The organism is Dictyobacter alpinus (genome assembly GCF_003967575.1).
Classification (GTDB): domain Bacteria; phylum Chloroflexota; class Ktedonobacteria; order Ktedonobacterales; family Ktedonobacteraceae; genus Dictyobacter; species Dictyobacter alpinus.
Window position 1 is genome coordinate 4,095,255 of record NZ_BIFT01000001.1, and the last position, 18,139, is coordinate 4,113,393.

The 18,139-nt window shown below is 49.3% G+C and carries 16 protein-coding genes; 8 read left to right on the forward strand and 8 right to left on the reverse strand.

Annotation, left to right across the window (positions count from 1 at the left end; genetic code table 11):
• The first annotated feature begins 31 nt into the window (after window positions 1–31).
• The 3 genes from EL633_RS16145 (at window position 32) to EL633_RS16155 (ending at window position 2,264) form a co-directional block, all read left to right on the forward strand.
• Entirely contained in the window at window positions 32–361 is a 330-nt protein-coding gene (locus EL633_RS16145) for a hypothetical protein (RefSeq protein ID WP_126628169.1), read from the forward strand.
• Between the two features lie 20 nt (window positions 362–381).
• Window positions 382–1,194, forward strand: a complete 813-nt coding sequence (locus EL633_RS16150; protein ID WP_126628170.1) for a hypothetical protein — start codon at window positions 382–384, stop codon at window positions 1,192–1,194.
• Between the two features lie 98 nt (window positions 1,195–1,292).
• Window positions 1,293–2,264, forward strand: coding sequence for a TOTE conflict system archaeo-eukaryotic primase domain-containing protein (locus EL633_RS16155; protein WP_126628171.1), 972 nt, complete (start codon window positions 1,293–1,295; stop codon window positions 2,262–2,264).
• A 222-nt stretch (window positions 2,265–2,486) separates the two neighbouring features.
• Here EL633_RS16155 and EL633_RS16160 read toward each other — a convergent pair whose 3' ends face one another.
• Entirely contained in the window at window positions 2,487–2,711 is a 225-nt protein-coding gene (locus EL633_RS16160; RefSeq protein ID WP_126628172.1) for a hypothetical protein, read from the reverse strand.
• A gap of 113 nt (window positions 2,712–2,824) precedes the next feature.
• On the opposite strand from EL633_RS16160, the gene EL633_RS16165 reads away from it, so the two are divergent.
• The 3 genes from EL633_RS16165 (at window position 2,825) to EL633_RS16175 (ending at window position 7,006) form a co-directional block, all read left to right on the forward strand.
• Complete coding sequence (locus tag EL633_RS16165) at window positions 2,825–4,312, forward strand: hypothetical protein (protein ID WP_126628173.1); 1,488 nt, start codon at window positions 2,825–2,827, stop codon at window positions 4,310–4,312.
• A gap of 12 nt (window positions 4,313–4,324) precedes the next feature.
• Entirely contained in the window at window positions 4,325–5,305 is a 981-nt protein-coding gene (locus tag EL633_RS16170) for a tyrosine-type recombinase/integrase (RefSeq protein WP_126628174.1), read from the forward strand.
• A 249-nt stretch (window positions 5,306–5,554) separates the two neighbouring features.
• Window positions 5,555–7,006: a tetratricopeptide repeat protein gene (locus EL633_RS16175; RefSeq protein ID WP_126628175.1), complete on the forward strand. Its 1,452-nt coding sequence runs from the start codon at window positions 5,555–5,557 to the stop codon at window positions 7,004–7,006.
• Window positions 7,007–7,074: 68 nt separating this feature from the next.
• Here the strand turns inward: EL633_RS16175 and hepT are convergent, their stop codons facing one another.
• The 4 genes from hepT to EL633_RS16195 all read right to left on the reverse strand — a co-directional run bounded on the left by hepT (window position 7,075) and on the right by EL633_RS16195 (window position 10,785).
• Window positions 7,075–7,911 carry a type VII toxin-antitoxin system HepT family RNase toxin gene (hepT, locus tag EL633_RS16180; protein ID WP_126628176.1) on the reverse strand — a complete coding sequence of 279 codons (837 nt, stop codon included), beginning with the start codon at window positions 7,909–7,911 and terminating at the stop codon, window positions 7,075–7,077.
• Between the two features lie 184 nt (window positions 7,912–8,095).
• The gene (locus tag EL633_RS16185; protein WP_126628177.1) at window positions 8,096–8,509 is read right to left on the reverse strand and encodes a molybdenum cofactor biosynthesis protein MoaE; all 414 of its coding nucleotides are present in this window, start codon (window positions 8,507–8,509) and stop codon (window positions 8,096–8,098) included.
• 2 nt (window positions 8,510–8,511) lie between these two features.
• Window positions 8,512–8,760 (reverse strand): MoaD/ThiS family protein, encoded by a 249-nt coding sequence (locus EL633_RS16190; protein WP_161982184.1) that lies wholly within the window; start codon window positions 8,758–8,760, stop codon window positions 8,512–8,514.
• A gap of 126 nt (window positions 8,761–8,886) precedes the next feature.
• Entirely contained in the window at window positions 8,887–10,785 is a 1,899-nt protein-coding gene (locus tag EL633_RS16195) for a glycosyltransferase family protein (RefSeq protein ID WP_126628179.1), read from the reverse strand.
• A 485-nt stretch (window positions 10,786–11,270) separates the two neighbouring features.
• Between EL633_RS16195 and EL633_RS16200 the strand changes: the two genes are divergently transcribed.
• Both EL633_RS16200 and EL633_RS16205 read left to right on the forward strand, forming a co-directional pair.
• Window positions 11,271–12,704, forward strand: coding sequence for a phytoene desaturase family protein (locus tag EL633_RS16200; protein ID WP_126628180.1), 1,434 nt, complete (start codon window positions 11,271–11,273; stop codon window positions 12,702–12,704).
• 225 nt (window positions 12,705–12,929) lie between these two features.
• The gene (locus EL633_RS16205; RefSeq protein WP_246039149.1) at window positions 12,930–13,661 is read left to right on the forward strand and encodes an IMP cyclohydrolase; all 732 of its coding nucleotides are present in this window, start codon (window positions 12,930–12,932) and stop codon (window positions 13,659–13,661) included.
• A gap of 83 nt (window positions 13,662–13,744) precedes the next feature.
• Here EL633_RS16205 and EL633_RS16210 read toward each other — a convergent pair whose 3' ends face one another.
• The 3 genes from EL633_RS16210 to EL633_RS16220 all read right to left on the reverse strand — a co-directional run bounded on the left by EL633_RS16210 (window position 13,745) and on the right by EL633_RS16220 (window position 18,107).
• A complete protein-coding gene (locus EL633_RS16210; protein ID WP_126628181.1) occupies window positions 13,745–15,796 on the reverse strand; it encodes an ATP-binding protein in 2,052 nt (683 codons plus the stop codon).
• 233 nt (window positions 15,797–16,029) lie between these two features.
• Entirely contained in the window at window positions 16,030–17,544 is a 1,515-nt protein-coding gene (locus tag EL633_RS16215; protein ID WP_126628182.1) for a leucyl aminopeptidase, read from the reverse strand.
• Between the two features lie 170 nt (window positions 17,545–17,714).
• Window positions 17,715–18,107, reverse strand: coding sequence for a response regulator (locus EL633_RS16220; protein ID WP_126628183.1), 393 nt, complete (start codon window positions 18,105–18,107; stop codon window positions 17,715–17,717).
• Between the last annotated feature and the right edge of the window lie 32 nt (window positions 18,108–18,139).

Below are 18,139 nucleotides of genomic sequence, written 5' to 3' on the forward strand. Positions count from 1 at the left end.
TTCAGGCCATTCAAAAAGAAAGAGGTGTCCCATGGCTTTTGAATTAACCGGTACCGTCAAATATGCTCGTCGCATGAATGGAACTGCAAAAGGTTCTGGTAAGGCCTATGATTTCTTTTCCCTGATTGTTCTGGATACCGACGAGGGCGAACGCATTCCTCTTCAGATGAGTGCAGACAATCCCCAGTTTGAAGATCTCTGCAAGCGTGATCAATCCATGCTCGATCAACCCATTAAGGTCGTTATTCGTCGCTGCCTTCCTGGCACCAAAAAGGATAAAGACACGGGCAAAGAGACTCCGACCGTTCGCTTCTTCATCAAAAAAGTGTTGTTTCCTGCTGCTCAGCCTGCAACCCGTTAGGGCTGGAAAGGATACCGACTATGCGTTTAGCGATTGGGTTACATCTGCTCTGGAAACGGCTTGAAATTGCTTTATGTGCGCTCGTGGTGCCTGGACTCATTTTTGAGTCCAGCATCGCGAACGGGTGGGTCTATGGTGGGACCTTCGTGGCGTTTCTCCGTGGCCTTTTCCTTGATCTGGTTATCTACATTTGTGCTCGTCAAGCCTTCCTCCTCATTGGCAAAAAAAAGGTGTTTAGCGCGGCCATGATGGCCTTTGTCGCCTTAAGTATCACCTATGTCAGCGCCATTAATAATCTTGGGTGGGTCTTGTCTGGGCATGAAATGGCGGGCATGCTTGGTTCTCTTGGTGCCGTCCTGGGCGCGAAAAGTGCCTTCTATTCCGCCTATGAATTTACGCTGGCTGTTTGTCTGCCGCTTTCCTTGCTGGCTATCGCTCTGGTCGATCTGGATCACTTCTTTGAACACGGTGTCAATCAAGATCACCTGGATAATCAAGCCATGCTCTCCGATGAACGGCGTATGCATCGCACTGCCTTTCTGAAAGCTCAGAGAGTGCAAAAAGGGACGATTCAGAATCAATATGAAGAGGTTGCAGAAGATCGGGCACAGAGATTTGTGGACAAAGCGCGTGATGGAGATTTGACCTTTGGTTCTCAAACGGCTACCCCTACTACCGAACAATTACCTTCTCCAGATATCAAACAAATTGAACAGCCGGTACAAGAAATTAAGGGTACCGTCTGGCCGGCGGATCGCCCACATCCAGCTCGTCATGTGGAGCAAGAAGAGTGGCCGGGGATGCAAACCCAGGTCGTGTCGGATTGGCAGTAGGTCGACGGTTGATGATCTAAGAATGACGCCAAAGAGGCAACGCCTTCAGCCGGACGCCAACACACGGTGTCCGGCCTATCATTGAAGAGGTGAAAACGATGGTTATTGCTCCTTCTCTCTACGCTCGGTTTGCGGCTTTGTTTGTCGGTCGCTCAGATGATTATGCGCTCCAGGGGGCCAACGGCTTGTATCGGCGTGCAGGTCGTCCGTTAACTCATGATGTGCTCTATGCCCATTTGCAAGGAGATTGCACCATTGGCACCTATGTCATAAACACTCATGGGTCATGCACATTTGCAGTGATGGATGCCGATAAACCAGGGGGCTTGCAGCTTCTCGGCCAGGCGCAACAAGCATTGGCTGCGGATGGGATTCCTTCGTACCTGGAGCAATCACACCGAGAGGGACATTTGTGGGTCTTCTTCCAACAACCAGCTCCCGCGGCAACGGTTCGGTGGTGGCTGCGCCCCTATTGTCCAGAGGGCATGGAATTTTTTCCGAAACAAGATCAGACGGATGGGTATGGATCATTGATCCGGGTTCCCCTTGGGATTCATCAGCTCACGGGGCGGCGCTATCCCTTTATCACCCTGGAACAAGGTCGTCCGGTGCCGGTGGCTCCCACCCTGCATGATATGTTGCACTGGCTCTGGCATGTGAGCCAGGTCGAGGCCCCAACCTTCGATGTCACGGCCGCTCGCTCACAACGATCAACGCACGGGGCCGTGAACCAAAAAAGATCGATGACCAAAAACGATGCTCCACGACCCAGCTCGCCGCACACGATGATAGCCGATTGGTGCGCAAGCCAGGACTCTTTTGTGTTGATTGGTCACTATGTCGAACTCAATCAACGAGGGATGGGACATTGTCCCTTTGGTGCTCATCATGACCATGGGCAAGATCGGCGGCGCTCCTTCAAAGTGTTTCACCCGACAACTCCTGGTGGCATGTGCTGGTACTGCTATGCCTGGGGAAAAGGTGGCAGTGTCTTCGATTTCTTCCGCTTGTACTACGGCCTGGATGCTCGTGATTTGTGGGCGCGTATTCGTGCGGGTGCTCAGTTTTAGGAAAGGGTGGTCACACAATGGATCTGTTTCATACCTACTGTCACGAATGCCGACAGAAAGCCCACTGCAAGCCCTTCACCTGGCAGGATCGGCGGGGCAAGTGGAATGTCCTTCTGCTCTGTCCAGCCTGTTGGAATGTGTTCAAACTTCTTCAGGCAGGTGGTCACGTCTAGGCATGTGACCTGAGCGGTCCCGTAAGTAAACCGGACCGCTCAAAATACATCACTGGTTGTTTTCCTTTTTTTTCTTTTCTCTGATTTTTCTTTGTTTTTCTTGTGCATATGAAATTGCAAAAGAAAAAACAGTTATTACTAAGGCTTTGAGTAGAGATTGCAGAACAATTTTATACGTAATGTTATGGGCAAAAGACACATCAATCAAAAGCAAAAGTAAAAATGTGAAAATAAATAGAGCAAGCTGAAATGAGAAGCGAAAAACATTTTTCACTGTTAACATCCCTTCTTTTGAAGAATAGCAGTTCTCTTTTGATCTATATTTAACTCTTCATTCACAGCTATTGTCCAGCTTTATAGTCGTTTTTTTCAAGATTGGAGATGCCTATGAATAGTCCTGTAAAAGTACTTGGTGCCTTTCTGGATACCTTGTATCTGAATGTCTACCAGACGGATAGCAGTTATCAGGTGGTTAAGAAAAAGCTTTCTGATGAGCTGAAAGCGGAGTTGCAGCTATTAAAGGATGAGGCACAGGAAGAAGAGGAAAATATTCCGACGCGCTTTGTCTTCGATGGTCAACCATTGCTAATGATGATGAAAGGTGGTGAGGGCTTCAACTGGATTCTGAAAAATGAGAGTATCAATCTTTGCGTCAATCGTAGCTCAAAAATGAATTTGTGTGCCCAGGTCCGGTGTTCCTCTGAATACCTGTGGAAGCTGCGTGATATTGGGCTGATCGTGAACAATGTCTTTTGCTTTCTCACACACGTCTTTGGAGATTTTATCTGCCTCCAGGTGTCGGCGCTTGACCTGGCTGTGGATACGGTCAATTTCCATTTGCCATGTGCAGATGACATCAAAGAGCGATTTATCTCTCGTGCGCAACTTTCAAAAGAACGTCCTGGTTGCCTGGATGATGGTTTTGTTGATGGTCCTGAAGAGATTAACCGTCGCTGGGGCCGTATTACTGGCTTGCCATTTGGGGCTCGTGGGGCTGCCATTTCTGCGCTTATCTATGACAAAACGCACGAGATTAAATACAAGTCGCGTGCAAAGTCCTGGTTCTTTGATCTCTGGAGTGAGTCGGCGCGTGTTCAGGGCTTTGAGTATAGCGAAGATATGCAGGTCATGCGGACAGAAATGCGCTTCCGTCGTCCAGCTCTGCGGGAAATGAAACAGTCTGTGACCACAGTTGAAGATGGTGTGGAACATGAAGAGGTCTTGTTTCATGGGATCGAAGATGCCTTCATGCTGGAAAGTTATATTGCTGGCCTGTGGGGATATGCCGTGGGACATGTTGATGGTGGCGCTGATGGGTTGCCTGATGGCTGGCTCCGCTATGTGATTCCAAGTGACACGGATGTGAACCGCTCACGATGGGATGTGCATCCAGACTGGCAAGTTATTCAGACTGCCTTTGCAGTGCCTGCGGTGGAAGAGTCTGACTATGAAGCGGAAGAGAAGGAACGTGAAGACCTGCTGTCTGAAGTAGATGCCTACCTGGAAGAACATCCTATGGACACCTCAAAAACACCTGTGAAGAAACGTAAACAATCAGCACTGAAACAGCCTAGTTATGTGGTGCCTCTTGTGAATCCTCTGCTCTTCAATCTGGCTCCGTACATCCGTAAGAGGAAGCGCCAGGTCAACATGGATCGGATGGTTGCACAACTGACGGGCTGCCTCTCCACTTTTGAGGCGTGGCGTGCTCATTCTGATGATAAATTGCCTGCTGATGTGGAAGCAGATTTCTCGGATACACTGTCTGTCTACTACCGCTTAGCAGAAGAATATATGCAGCAGCGGAAAAAAGACTACTCTAAAATTGTGCGCAAAAAGCGTGTGCTCTATCACATTGCTGAGTCTGTAGCATAGGGGGGTGTTTTCATGAAACTTGATGAGACCGTCAAACATTACTTAAGAAGTCTTGTGACCAGGCGTCTTTCTCCACATACTCAGCTAGCTTATAGTTATGCTCTCAATCTTCTGATGCGTTTGTTGGCTGATATCTGCGGTGTGACCGACCTGGAACGGATAACAGTGCTTCATCTTCGGGAATGTGTTCAGTATCTTTTGACTGAGTCTGTAGAGGTTCAGAAGTCGCGTCGACCACCTGAGAACGGTTCAACTCTATCAGCTGGTAGTGTGTGTGATTATATTCGTCGTTGGAAGACTTTCTTTACCTGGTGCCAGCGAGAAGAGTTGATAGAAAAAAATCCTGGTACACGTTTGGAATATCCGAAAGTAGATGAGCGAATAATCGATGCTTTTTCTGTAAAGCAGATAGAACAGATGCTTAGCATTTTCGATCTCTCGACTAATGAGGGGTTCCGTGATTATGTCATCTTGCTATTGATGTTAGATACTGGTCTGCGGCGTTCTGAGGTTGCTACGATCCGTGTAGAGGATGTCCATGATACTTATGTGACTGTCTTTGGTAAGGGGCGTCAGGAACGTCAGGTAGGCATTCATCCTGAAATAAGTAACCTCCTTTGGAAGTATATCCACAAGTACCGTCGTCCGGCCCGTGCTGATGAGCCCATTTTGTTTCTTTCGCTTGGTCGTGGTCGGGTTGGTTTGCCTTTTGGGCGAGGTGGAATGGGTGGATTGATGAGCTACCTAAAATCCAAAACTGGTATTGATGACGTACGTTTGTCCGCTCATACGTTCCGCCATACTTTTGCTTGCATGTATCTAGATGCAGGGGGAGATGTTTTCAGCCTTTCCCGTGAAATGGGACATAAAGATATAAAAACTACTGAGCGTTATCTGAGAAGTTTCACAAGCAAGAATGCGCGTCTGCAACATGATTCGCACTCACCTATCAATAGTATAAAATTGCGCTCCCACAAGAAGCCGAAAAAGTGAAGTATAGCACTTGTGAGAGGGTTCACAAGTGCTATACTGTTCTCATTTTCGATCAAAAAAGAGGCCATTAAGGAAGAAAAAACCTTGATGGCTATTCGTGTTAGATCGGCTTCCTGCCTTGTTTCGTAGCTGTTTTATGGGATGGTTTCTATGATGGTGATTGGGCCCATATGTGCTATACTACGCAAGGATTTACCGAATATTCCTGCGTACAGTACAATATAGAGTATAGAGGAGAGTAGGCCACGTATGAGTAATATGCAAGATGAGCCCGATACCAATACTAATACCAATCCTAATACAAGTGTGCCCATGCATTTTGTGAAGCGCAGTGAGCTTGCCCGTGATGAGCAGTCGTGGACTGATCGCGGCAATACCGCGGCCCAGGAAGGTGATTATGAGACTGCCGCTGAGGCTTTTGCTCAGGCGGTTGAGGTGAGCCCTAATAATGCTCGCGCTCGCTATAATCTGGCATTGGCGCAACAGTATTTAGGCGATGTTGAGACAGCGATTGCTGGGTATCGACGTGCTATAGATCTGGATCCACAGTTGATTGATGGCTATATCAATCTTGGCAATTTGTATGGTGAGCTAGGTCTGTATGAGGAGTCCCTTGAGACTTTCCAGCAGGCGATTGAGTTGGATCCTGAGAATGATGAGCTTTATCTGAGTGTGGGTGATGCTTATCGTACCCAGAATCTTTATCAGGATTCTATTCAGGCGTATCGTCAGACCCTGATGTTGAATCCTGATAATGCTAATGCCAGTAACAATCTGCTGGATGTGCGGGAGCGTGTCAATGAGCAGTGGCGACGGGTAATGGATCAGGAACATAAGATTGATGAGGACCCAACTGATCCTGCTCGTTATGCTGAGCTTTCAAGCATTTATCTGGATATGCGCCGTTATGATGATGCTCTTTCAACCGCCAATCAGATCCTGACACTGGATCCTGAGGGACGCGTTGGATATGATGCCCTGGCCGCTATTTATGAGCAGATGGGTGAGCGCGATCAGGCGGCTGAGATTTATCGTCAGATTGTGACGATTGATCCAGATGATGCTGAGGCCTGGGAGCATCTGGGTACCTGGCGTTCGATCCAGGGAAACAGTGAAGAGGCGATTGAGGCCTATTCTCGTTCTACTCAGATCGATCCTCAACGCATCACCACACGCTTTAGCCTGGCTGAAACCTATTTGGAGTCCGAACGTTTTGATGAAGCGTTAGCGCTGTATCAAGGTCTGGTCGAGAGTGCAGATCGTGGTGATTTGCAATTAGACGATCTGGCCGCAGCCTATGCGGGTCTGGCTGAAACCTACAACTCTCTGGGACGCTATGAAGAGGCTATACAGACCGCTGAGAAACTGCTAGAGCGCTCTGAAGATGATCCAGAGGGGTATTACCAGCGAGCAACCGCTTATGACGCTCTAGGGCGCTATGAAGAGGCGATTGATAACTACCAGAATGCTATCGAGAGTGATCCACTCAATGCGGATTACTACAATGATCTGGCAGATACCCTGCGTGAAGTCAAACGCTATGACGAGGCCCTGGATACTGTTCAGCAGGCGATTTCGATGGATCCTTCGATGATCCTTGCCTATGAGACCATGGCACAGATCTATGAAGCGACCGGTCGTGCAGACGAGGCTGCCCAGGCGATGAGCCAGGCCAATGCACTGCGTTCTGTTGCCGAGTAATGGTTGCCTGCCAAACCAGAAGCGGTGAGGTGTCCCTGGCAAAACAGGGACCTCGCCGCTTTTGATATTTATGCCTGTTTCTGCTCTATACTGTCTGCGAACTCTATGAAATCTTTCAGATTGTGTTGGATATAGTCATAAAGGAGATCGTGGCTGAGCGAGGCTGGCTCGTGGACGAGCATATCACGGATATTTGTTAATACTTCCAGCCGATAGGCCAGGGCACGTGGAATAAGCTGTTGGCTGGCAATGATACTCAGTAGTTCATGATAACTCTCAGCCCGACGCAGGCCAAAGGCGGCGATCAATGTACTACAGATGGAGAGGCAGGCCTCAATAACCAGTTGCATATAGCGTTCGGCCAGGCCATAGTAGTGATAGTCGGTCGTAAATTTCTCCCGTGACTCTTCTCCTAATTCTTGCAGAATGATGATTGCCGAGCGTAATTGTTGTAGAAAAACCTCTACCAGGCTTTTGTCGATCGGCAACATATTGCCATTGAGTCGTCGACTTAGCGCCTGATGCTGGATCTCATCAAACTTCTTAAAGTCCAGATAATCCATAACTGCACGCGTCTCAAAGGTGACCCGTTGTTTCTCATTGCGACTAAAAACGATCTGACCATATTTAATTACTTGTAGCTTTAAGAGGAGCGAGGCTTGGTTTAAGATCACAACATCAATGGTATCAGATTCCAGGCGACGAGCCAGTTCGCTCAAGAAGTACAACTGGTAATCGAGAAACTGGTCTGCTTTGATCTGATCCATCAGGAGGACCGCGATATCTACATCACTGAGTTGACCAAACGTGGCCCGATTGGAGAGAGCACCTGCGAGGTAGGCGGCGTTGACAGGGCTTTGGGCAAAGAACTGATTAAGGCGGGACTGTTTTTCGAATAAGTTCATCAACGACCTCCGCGAAAAACCCTGGATCTTTCCCAGATCGCTGGCTTATGCAAGGTAACGCACTTATTATGGATAATACTTCGCTTACTTGCAAGTATACCATAAAGAAAAGCGCGAGTTTAGGCTTTGTGTATCACCTTGTTATGGTTGAGGCTATGTAAGAAGGGGCAGTGAGGGCGTTTGTTTAGCCCTCGACCCACTCTTCACCGTTTGTGGCAACTTCCTTTTTCCAGATAGGGACCGTGCTTTTGAGGGTGTCGATAAGATAGCGACAGGCCTCAAAGGCTTCTGAGCGATGTGGTGTGGCGACGACAATGATCACACTGGCCTCACCAATTTCTAAGCGACCAAAGCGATGGGCGACCGCTACACGCTCCACGGACCAGCGCTGGCGTGCCTCCTCGATAATGCTGGCTATCTGCTGGCGTGCCATCTCCTCATACACATCATATTCCAGATAGCGTACATTTTTGCCGCGTGCGTTATCGCGTACGACCCCTTCAAAAACCACAATGCCGCCAACGCTGGGATCGCTCACGGCCGCAACCAGCGCCTCCCGATCTAATGGCTCGCGTGTCAACTGAATAATAGGCTCCATCTTTAGCGTCCTCCTCCTGTCGGTGGAATAAAAGCCAGTTCGTCTCCCTCATGGAGGAGCGTTTCAGCCGTAACATAGCGATGGTTAAGCGCATTTACTGACCGTTCCATGGTCGGCTGTACGCGTGGATAGCGTTCTACTAAGAGTGCTCGTATATCAGCGATCCGTGTCGCATCGGCTACTGTTAACACCTCTTCGCCTTGCCCGATGATCTCACGAAATAAAGCAAAATAACGTATTTTAATTTTCATGGTTTGAGTATAGCACAAACATTGCGAGGCTTGCTGTACCTCTGTTGGTAGCATAATTGAGCTTGTAGAAACGCGTATTTTTGTCCAATAAGACCTCCTGCGACTATCTTTAAAAGTTGTTGATTATCAACAACTTTTAAAGATAGTCGCATTGATCGTCTCACCAAAAATTTTGTCATGGATAGAAATTTTGCGCTCGGGATAGACAATCATCACATCCCAGCCAGGCTGTGATTGAAAACGTGCAATACTATACTTATAATGTTCTTTATCGAGCAGCGTCACAAAAGGTGGTTTTTTCTCCGAAGCGGCGACAAAGAATAGGAAGGCATAGCGACTTGCATTTTCAACTTTTTGCTCGTTGACCTTGATCCGTGTGGAAAAAGGGAGAGGCGAGACAAGAATAGAGGCATTGGTTGTAAACGTAATTGGATCAGCAATCCAGTTATTACCAAAGGCATAATGGATATTATTTTGCTGCATATACTGATTGATAGCTGTTTCATCTTGTACCATTTGCAAACAGCCAGAAGATTTAAACACTGCCTCGGGATGAGATGCAGCATAGGCGTAGGCTTGAGTGGCAAAATATACAACCAGGACGAGCAAAAGGACAATTTTGATTGGCCGACCCAATAAACTCTTTGAATGACGTCCAGCGTAGGTGTTGGGCCGTGTACCTGATGGTATAGATTCTTGTGGATTCTGGGATGGTGTCTGCTGGTTTGGGCGTGTGGCTAGAAATTGCCAGCAGAGCGTTATGATGGCAGCCAGGATAAATGGGAGCACAATGCAAAGAGGCGTTGCATAGCGTCCCGAAGCATCTATTTGCGTACAAGTGGTTGCTCTATTTTCTACCGCTACAAAAGTGGAGTTGCAGAAAATCACTGTAACAACAAGCATAAATACAATGGGCATGAGGGTTAATTGACGGGTGCGCACTACCGCAGGATGATGCCAGAAAAAAGAGAGTCCGATAGCGATGACCGCTAGTGCGATACAGACGCCACTGATTACAAGACCGGGAGTTACAACGGCTGAATTGCCTAGCCTGACATAAGGTTCGGTGGGTAGAGAGCCACCAATAACGCGTGGTGCTGTGCAGCGCGCATATAAGCTGAGCATTTGGAGCTTTTTTGTGAGGGTTGGTGCATGGCTTGAGTTAGAATAAAATATAAAAATGATGTTTGCCCACTGATTTTTCAACCCATAAATGATACCTGGTAGAAAACCAACTAAGACACCAGGGATAGCGACCAGAGCAAAAAGTGCTTCTGTAAGTAAAGTACGGCGAGCATTGGGACGTTGGATGGGATGTATCAATCCGGTAATAAACGTTCCTCCCAGCCAGAGCGCCGCAATCACTACTGCATATACGACAAGCGGATCGATCCAAAAGCCCAATCCTACGACGAACCCGAATCCAAGCCAGCGCAGAGTAAGCTCACGGTGTGATGCCCCCGCCTGCCAGCGTTGATTTAGACGAAGGGTGCACAGCAATAGCCAAAGCATAATAATCATGGCTTCGGTATAGCCACCCCAGGAACGTAACTCAAGAACGGTATCATAAAGGGGAGGGAATGCCGCGATCAGTGTTGCAATAAACACAAATAGTCGCTTCATGCTCCCTTTTAAATGGGCTTGATCAGCGAGAGCCGAACCAAGGAACCAGGTAAGAACGATCATCAGAAGGGAGATACACATCATAGCAGTGCGTGCCACCGTCACCGACGGACCCGCGATAGCAAAGAATATAGCGAGAATGTAGGCTTCCAGGCTACCCAGATACGGTTGGTTATAGTAATAGATGGGATGTAGACCACGTAAAATATTCTCGGCCTGAATGCCAGTCAAGGCTTCATCGCCAGGGATCGTAGGTGATGAATGGACAATAAGGAAGATGCGTACGGCGATACCAATGAAAAGGCAAAGAAGTAGTGGTGAGCAGAGTATTCGCAACCATCCTGGTTGCGAAGCAGAATCATGAGCTGTTTGTGACAAATCATGTTGTATTACAGCAAGCATAACAAAAAAAAAGCCTTTCTTGCAATGTCAAAATAGTGTCTATCGAAAATAGAAATGGTATAAAATAAACTTCATAATATCAGTAGAGAACTCATTATACTTTATAGTGATATCAAGTACCCCTTGTTTAATAAAGTATAGGAGAAAAGTGTTAAGTATATGTAATTGTTTTACGTATTTGAAAGTTAGAGATTGTCGACTCTTACAAAGAGAGAGGTATCTATCAAGTATTGGCTCTTTCGCTCCATTTTTTTCTAAGAAGATGGTTTGCAAATACAGCATGGAAAGTGCGGAAGAGCCAGATATTTGACACTTTCAAGACAGGGCACTTCAGTACCCATGTGCTTTGTGTATATATTGTTGTATATTATACTTCTTTGTATGCTTTATGAGACTTGCTATAGAGTATGTATGGTCAAAGTGTTGTTAATGTAGCAGATAAGCCAGTTTACTGGTAGTTTTAGCAGACGAAATGCGTGGAATTTATGGGAAGACAGCAAACGTATGATGCTATTGTGATTGGCTCAGGACCTAATGGATTGGCGGCGGCGGTCGAGTTGGCGCAGGCTGGTCAGTCGGTGCTGGTGCTTGAGGCGAAGGACATGATTGGTGGAGGTGCACGCTCAAAAGAGTTGACCTTGCCTGGCTTTGTCCATGATATCTGCTCGGCGGTCCATCCACTTGGTCTGGCCTCGCCTTTTTTTCAGACGCTACCCCTGGAGCAATTTGGACTTGAGTGGATACAACCAGAAATCAATCTGGCCCATCCTCTGGATGATGGCTCCGCCGTGATTTTGCATCGCTCTATCGCTGCTACGGCTGCGACGTTGGGAAGTGATGAGGATGCCTATCAGCGGTTGATGATCCCTTTTGTGGACAATTGGGAGACGATTATCCAGGCTTTCCTTGGTCCTCTGCGTTTGAAGCCACTGTTGCATCCATTCAAGCTGGCTCCCTTTGTACTGGCTGCCCTTAGTTCGGCTGAGTTGTTGTCTGATGTGGCCTTTCGAGGTCCACAGGCACGGGCGCTGCTGGCTGGTATCGCCGCCCACTCTATGCTTTCCTTGAGCCAGCCTACCAGTGCGGCTGCGGGTGTCTTACTGGCTACGGCCGGCCACGTTTCGGGCTGGCCCGTGCCGCGTAGTGGTTCACAGGCTATCGTTGATGCTCTGGCTGCCTATCTACGCTCTCTGGGAGGAGAAATCAGAACCTCTACGGAAGTCAAAAATATTGATGATCTGCCAGCCGCTGATGCCTATCTCTTTGATGTTACTCCGCGTCAGCTGTTAAAGATTGCTGGACATCGCTTGCCAGAGGGCTATAAGCGTCAGCTACGGCATTATCGCTATGGTCCGGCCGCGTTTAAGCTGGATCTGGCCCTGGATGGTCCCATTCCCTGGACGGCGCAGGAATGCCTGAAGGCTGGTACCGTCCATCTGGGTGGAACGTTTGCTGAGATTGCGGCATCGGAGCAACAGGTTCAGCGTGGCCTGCCTCCTGAGCATCCCTATGTATTGATTGCTCAGCAGAGCATGTTTGATCCTACACGGGCACCCGCTGGTAAACACACAGCCTGGGCCTACTGTCACGTGCCCAATGGTTCCAATTTTGATATGACCGCGCGTATTGAGGAGCAGATCGAGCGCTTTGCCCCGGGCTTTCGTGAGCGTATTCTGGCGCGTCACGTCACCAATCCTGTGGCCCTCGAACAATATAATCCCAACTATATCGGTGGCGACTTTAACGGTGGTAAGCAAGATATCTTGCAACTCTTTACTCGTCCCACTCTTCGCCTGGATCCATATACTACTCCTGCCCCGGACATTTTTATCTGCTCGTCCTCAACGCCTCCCGGTGGTGGCGTGCATGGTATGTGCGGCTACTTTGCCGCCCAATCCGTACTTAAACAGAAGCGTTAAGCGGCAGGCGTCCGGCAAGAAACAATCCTTATATTTTACCTGTGCCCGGTTTTAATGTATACTCGTTTTAATATATTTTGTGGTGTGTGATATAGAAGGGTAGGGAGCGTACCTGCCACACATCATGAGCGGGCAACGCAGGCGCGAGACTGTAATTAAAGAACTTGCGCAACACATTGTTTAGCAATAATCGTTCTATAATAGAAAAGGGAGATAGTGGAAATCATGGATGCTAGTGCTATCGCAACGGCAAATCTAGAGCTTCTCCGGAAAAATTCATATCCGGGAAGAGGTCTGGTCATCGGCCGTTCCTCTGTCGATGATGCCTGGTTGATGATCTATTGGATTATGGGTCGTAGCGCCCAGAGCCGTAATCGTAAGTTTGTCGCAACTGGAAACACCTTACGTACCGAGCCTATCGATACACATCTGATGGATAATCCTGAACTGCTGATCTATGATGCCATGCTGGAACTGCCAAGTATCTACCTGGTCAGTAATGGAGATCAGACCAGAACTATTTATGATGGCTTGCTGGCCGGCGGAAGTTTTGACTCTGCACTGGAGAAGCGCGAACGTGAGCCAGATGCGCCTCACTATACTCCACGTATCAGTGGCATGCTCGATCTTCAGAATTATCCTGGTGTCGTTACCTTGAGTATTCTCAAGGCCAATCAGGCCAATCCTGCTAAAACGGATCGCTTCACCTATCGGCCCGCCAGACCACCGCGTGGCTTTGGTGTTGGCCTGACAACCTATCGTGGTGATGGCAACCCATTACCAAGTTTTAGTGGTGATCCGTTGTTCTTACCATGTTCAGGCAAGGCTGAGGCTGTGCTGGATGCGTATTGGAACATCTTGAACGCTGAGAACCGTGTGGCGATTGCGGTGAAACAGATATCCGCCCAGGAAGGAACCAGTCGTATCCTGGTTCGCAATCGTTTTATTGCTCAGTAAAGCTCTTGCCGCTATGAGCCTGTCGGGTTGTCTGCTTGCCAATGCATGCCGGACTCTTCAAACAGGCGCAGAGCGATCGCATACTATCGTGTGTTATCGCTCTGCCTGCGTGCCTGTTGTATCTCAGCTTTACGTCGCTGGAGGAGCCGAAGGCGGGCCTGGCTGATCTCCTCATAGGCCAGTTGGCGAATTTTTTCGTGACTGAAGCGATAGAGTAATGTCCTGCTGACCAGTGGTTCTTCTCCATCCGCGATCATCTCCAGGATCAGGCCCTGGCTGATGAGTTCTTCGAGCGCAGTGATCGTTTCTTCTTCGTGCGTGCCGCTGGTCTTGCTCAGGGTGTCAAAATCAAATGTGCGCCCGATGGTGGCGGCCGCTCCTAAGATCTGTCTGGCCGTCTTGCTGACCGCTGCTATGTGCAGGATCAGCAGGTCACGAGCCTGTGCTGGGATCGGCCAGTTACTTGCTTCAATGGTGAGCTGACCTTTTTGCAGGGCCAGCAAGTAGGCCGTCAACAAGAAAGGCAAGCCTTCGCTCTCTTGGTACAGGCGTGTCGTGAGCGCGGGTGAGGGCGATATATTACTTTTTGTGATCAGCGCGGCGATGGCCTCGGATGGTAAGCGTGCTAGCGTCACCAGGGTCGCCTGACCAATATGTTGCATCTCAGTCAACAGATAGTGTAGCTGATGATCCTTACTACGCCGGGGTGTACGATAGGTGAGCACGAGGCAGACCGCTTTTTCCGTGCTTCGGCGCAAGCAATAGAGCAGGAACTCCAGTGAGTATGCATCGATCCACTGTACATCCTCAAAAAAGATGATACCTGGTGCCGTGGTTTTCATATTCTGGCATAAAAACAGAAAAAATTGTCGCAGGCTCTCAAAAAAGTGATACTGTGAGCCCGGCTGCTCGATCTGAGGAAGTGGCTCTTTCCGATAGATACTCAATTCAGGGAGCAGGCGGGCAACTTCTGCCAGCCATTGGGTGGGTACGCGCTTGAGCGCATCTTGTTGCTGTACCATCGCGGCCCTGAGTCCCGCGACAATAGAGCTATAATCTAGTTGCTGTTCTGCGGCATAGCAGCGTGCCATCAGGATTGAGGCATCTTGCTGGCGTGCATAGGCCAGCAACTCTTCGGCCAGGCGTGTCTTGCCAATGCCCAGCTCGCCTTCTAGAATCAGAGCCTGTCCCTGGCTGCGGGCTTTTTGATAGACGGAGAGCAGGATCTTCCACTCGGCACTACGACCCACCAGTGGATATGGTCCTGGCGGTATGGCCTGCGCGTTTGGCCCTGGACTTTGTGCCTCCGGTGGCAGTTGGGAGACAGGTCTGGGGGTGTACTGGTTCTTCTCGCTTAGCTGCGGTGGTGGTGGTACACGATTATCTTTAATAGCTTGATAGAGTTGTGTTGTGGCTTCAAGCGGCTGTATCTCAAGTTCTTCTTGTAAAATGCGCACACATTCTTCATATTGCTGCAGGGCCGCAGTCCGTTGTCCTGACCAGGCATAGATCTGCATCAGGATACGATAGGCCGGTTCATGTAATCGATCTAATGACAGCCAGCGCAGAGCATAGGTGAGTGCATCATCGAAACGAGCCTGCAGGCAATAGCACTGGACCAGCCGTTCCAGGGCATAGGCATATTCTCGCCGTAAGTGATCGGCCTGAAAAAATTGCCAGCTCTCAAAATTCGTGTTGCCATGGAGGTGGAAGCCGGTTAAAAAATCAGCCTGATATAATTCTACTGCACGTTTGAGTGGTAGCAGGCAATGCCGACACACTTCTGTAGACGCGTGCCCATGCTTCTGGCAGGCCGCTAGTTGGGTATGGAACTCTTCAACGTCGAGCCATATCTGTGCATGTGCATCGATAGCCAGGGTATCGCGATCGATCTGTAGCCATTGATTGTCCAGAGCTTTATTCAAGGCAGAGAGCGTCCGCCGTAGCGTCGCCCGTGCATGAGCCTGATCATAGTCCGGCCATAATAAATTTGCCAGGGCATCCCGCCGATGCCGCCGCCGTGTCATGGCCAGATAAATTAAAAGAGCACTGGCCTTGCGTGTATCTACGCTGATGCGCTTCCCATTATATTCAATATTTGGGGATCCGAATAAGAATAATGTGAGTTCTGTCATAAAAATAACACCTCCACCCAATTCAAAAGTATAGCCCCATTTATGTAGAAGTCAAAGATGGCATATATATTTCATTGACGTGGTTTTATGGCGATGCACAAACCAATTTTATCTGGAATTGCTAAGACAGGAAATAAATCTGGTTGGAGTTGTTGGTGGCGTATTTTTGTAGATAGTGGCTGGTAGGCGGCTTTGGGATAATAAAATTACCCCAAAGCTGTATATAAAAGTGCTTATTTTTTGGTGGATTGTGCGAGGCGTTGGGCTAGCTCGGTCAGGGTGCGTACACCGACGCCTGTGCCGCCTTTTTCCTGGTAGGCTTTGACACTATCGACATAACTGGTGCCTGCAATGTCGAGGTGGGCCCAACTGGCGTTACCGACAAAGTTCTCCAGGATCTTCGCCGCTGTGATCGATCCTGCTTCGCGGCCACCGGTCTGTTTGATGTCGGCGATTTCGCTACGGATATACTCACCATACTCTTCGTCAATTGGCATTGGCCAGTATTTCTCGCCTGCGACGCGGCCAGCGCTGATGATGTCCTGCGTCAACTGTTCGTCGTTACTGAAGACACCAGTCATGGTATGACCAAGGGCGACGACCATGGCACCGGTCAGGGTTGCCAGGTCTAGAATGGGTGAGAGCCCTTCACGTGAGGCAAAGGAGAGGGCGTCGGCCAGGATCATGCGTCCTTCTGCATCGGTGTTGACGATCTCGATGGTCTTGCCATTCATGATGCGTACAATATCGCCGGGAACATAGGCGCTACCGCTGGGCATGTTGTCGCAGGTTGGGACCAGCGCGGTAACATTGATGGCGGGTTTGATCTGTGCAATAGCCTGCATCGCGCCAAGAACTGCTGCGGCACCGCCCATATCGCCTTTCATCTCATCCATACCAGCACCAGGCTTGAGCGAGATACCGCCGGTATCGAAGGTGATGCCTTTGCCAACCAGGGCCATACCTTTGTCCGCACTGGCGCCACCGCGATAGCGCAATACGATAAAGTGAGGAGGATTGACGCTGCCTTTGGATACCGCTAGCAGGCCACCCATGCCAAGTTCCTGAATTTTGTCCTTATCAAAGATCTCGCATTCCAGTCCGACTTCTTTGGCCATGCTACTGGCACGGTTCGCCAGTTCGCTGGGCGTGAGGACATTGGGGGGCTCATTGATCAGACTACGGGCAAAGTTGGTGCCTTCTGCCAGAGCCTGTGCCCGGTGTAAGGCCTGTTCGAACTCGGCTTTTTGTTCCTTGCTACTCACCAGCAGTACCTGGGAGATACTGGTACCGTTTTCTTTACTCTGATAGGCACGGAAGTTATAGATGCCTAGCAGTACGCCCTCGATGGCTGCCTGAGCCTCTTCTACGGCCTGAAATTTGGTGCTGCTAAAGCCGCCAGCGATGGCAATTGTCTGTGCGCCCGTTTTCTGTGCATGGCGAGCGGCGACAGCCGTGGCCCGTCGTACGGACTGTGTATCTACCTTCTCCTGCGCGCCCAGACCTACTACAATTACGCGCTTGGCCGTAAGTTTACCCTGAGGATGGATGGTGAGGATCTCGCCGCTATTGCCTTTGAACTCGCCAGCTGTGGCGCGCTCCACGATCAGTCCCGCAAGGGTGTTATCGATAGTCGCGGCTGGAGCAGAGAGTTCTACACCCCCATTCTTGCGGGCTGCTCCCACAATCAATGCATCGCAGGCAATATCTTTTACTGCCTGTGTCGTCAACTTTATATCCAATGCCACATCCGCCTTTCATTACGCTTTCATCAGGTCAGTCACGATGGTACCTGGCCTCTTAATAAAGCACAAAAATACACCAACCGATCGAAGCTGGATCAGTCAGGAACACGTTTTGTGTAATCTCTCTTCAGTATGGCACATTGACAGTAGAGAGAACAAGCATATGTCTGCAGCTATCGATTGAGCAACCTTTCAACGACTTCGAGCAACTGCCGTGGCTTGAATGGCTTGGTGAGGTATTCGGTACAGCCGATCTTTCTGGCGGCCTCGCCTTCGTCATTGAGGGCAAAGGCGGTAACGGCTACAATTGGTACGTTCTCCATCCCCGGTCGGGCGCGAATCAACTGGGTGGTGCGATACCCATCCAGTACAGGCATGGAAAGATCGGTCAGAATAAGATCGACGTGCTCCCGTTCGAGCAGCTCCAGGGCTTCTCGTCCGTTGGAGGCGGAGATACAGCGATAGCCACGGGTCGATAAGACGCGCTCAATTAAAATGCGATTGGAGACTTCGTTCTCAATCACCATAATAGCTGGTTGTTGTATGGTATGTGCTGATGTATTCATACGGCACTCTTTCGTTATAGTAATACGCTCTG

What these genes read in the sequence shown, in the direction of transcription:
- EL633_RS16165 (WP_126628173.1), top strand. Translation starts at nt 2,825, where the DNA reads ATGAATAGTCCTGTAAAAGTACTTGGTGCCTTTCTGGATACCTTGTAT.
- hepT (WP_126628176.1), bottom strand. Translation starts at nt 7,911, where the DNA reads ATGAACTTATTCGAAAAACAGTCCCGCCTTAATCAGTTCTTTGCCCAA.
- EL633_RS16195 (WP_126628179.1), bottom strand. Translation starts at nt 10,785, where the DNA reads ATGCTTGCTGTAATACAACATGATTTGTCACAAACAGCTCATGATTCT.
- EL633_RS16190 (WP_161982184.1), bottom strand. Translation starts at nt 8,760, where the DNA reads ATGAAAATTAAAATACGTTATTTTGCTTTATTTCGTGAGATCATCGGG.
- EL633_RS16175 (WP_126628175.1), top strand. Translation starts at nt 5,555, where the DNA reads ATGAGTAATATGCAAGATGAGCCCGATACCAATACTAATACCAATCCT.
- EL633_RS16170 (WP_126628174.1), top strand. Translation starts at nt 4,325, where the DNA reads ATGAAACTTGATGAGACCGTCAAACATTACTTAAGAAGTCTTGTGACC.
- EL633_RS16150 (WP_126628170.1), top strand. Translation starts at nt 382, where the DNA reads ATGCGTTTAGCGATTGGGTTACATCTGCTCTGGAAACGGCTTGAAATT.
- EL633_RS16205 (WP_246039149.1), top strand. Translation starts at nt 12,930, where the DNA reads ATGGATGCTAGTGCTATCGCAACGGCAAATCTAGAGCTTCTCCGGAAA.
- EL633_RS16220 (WP_126628183.1), bottom strand. Translation starts at nt 18,107, where the DNA reads ATGAATACATCAGCACATACCATACAACAACCAGCTATTATGGTGATT.
- EL633_RS16200 (WP_126628180.1), top strand. Translation starts at nt 11,271, where the DNA reads ATGGGAAGACAGCAAACGTATGATGCTATTGTGATTGGCTCAGGACCT.
- EL633_RS16155 (WP_126628171.1), top strand. Translation starts at nt 1,293, where the DNA reads ATGGTTATTGCTCCTTCTCTCTACGCTCGGTTTGCGGCTTTGTTTGTC.
- EL633_RS16185 (WP_126628177.1), bottom strand. Translation starts at nt 8,509, where the DNA reads ATGGAGCCTATTATTCAGTTGACACGCGAGCCATTAGATCGGGAGGCG.
- EL633_RS16145 (WP_126628169.1), top strand. Translation starts at nt 32, where the DNA reads ATGGCTTTTGAATTAACCGGTACCGTCAAATATGCTCGTCGCATGAAT.
- EL633_RS16210 (WP_126628181.1), bottom strand. Translation starts at nt 15,796, where the DNA reads ATGACAGAACTCACATTATTCTTATTCGGATCCCCAAATATTGAATAT.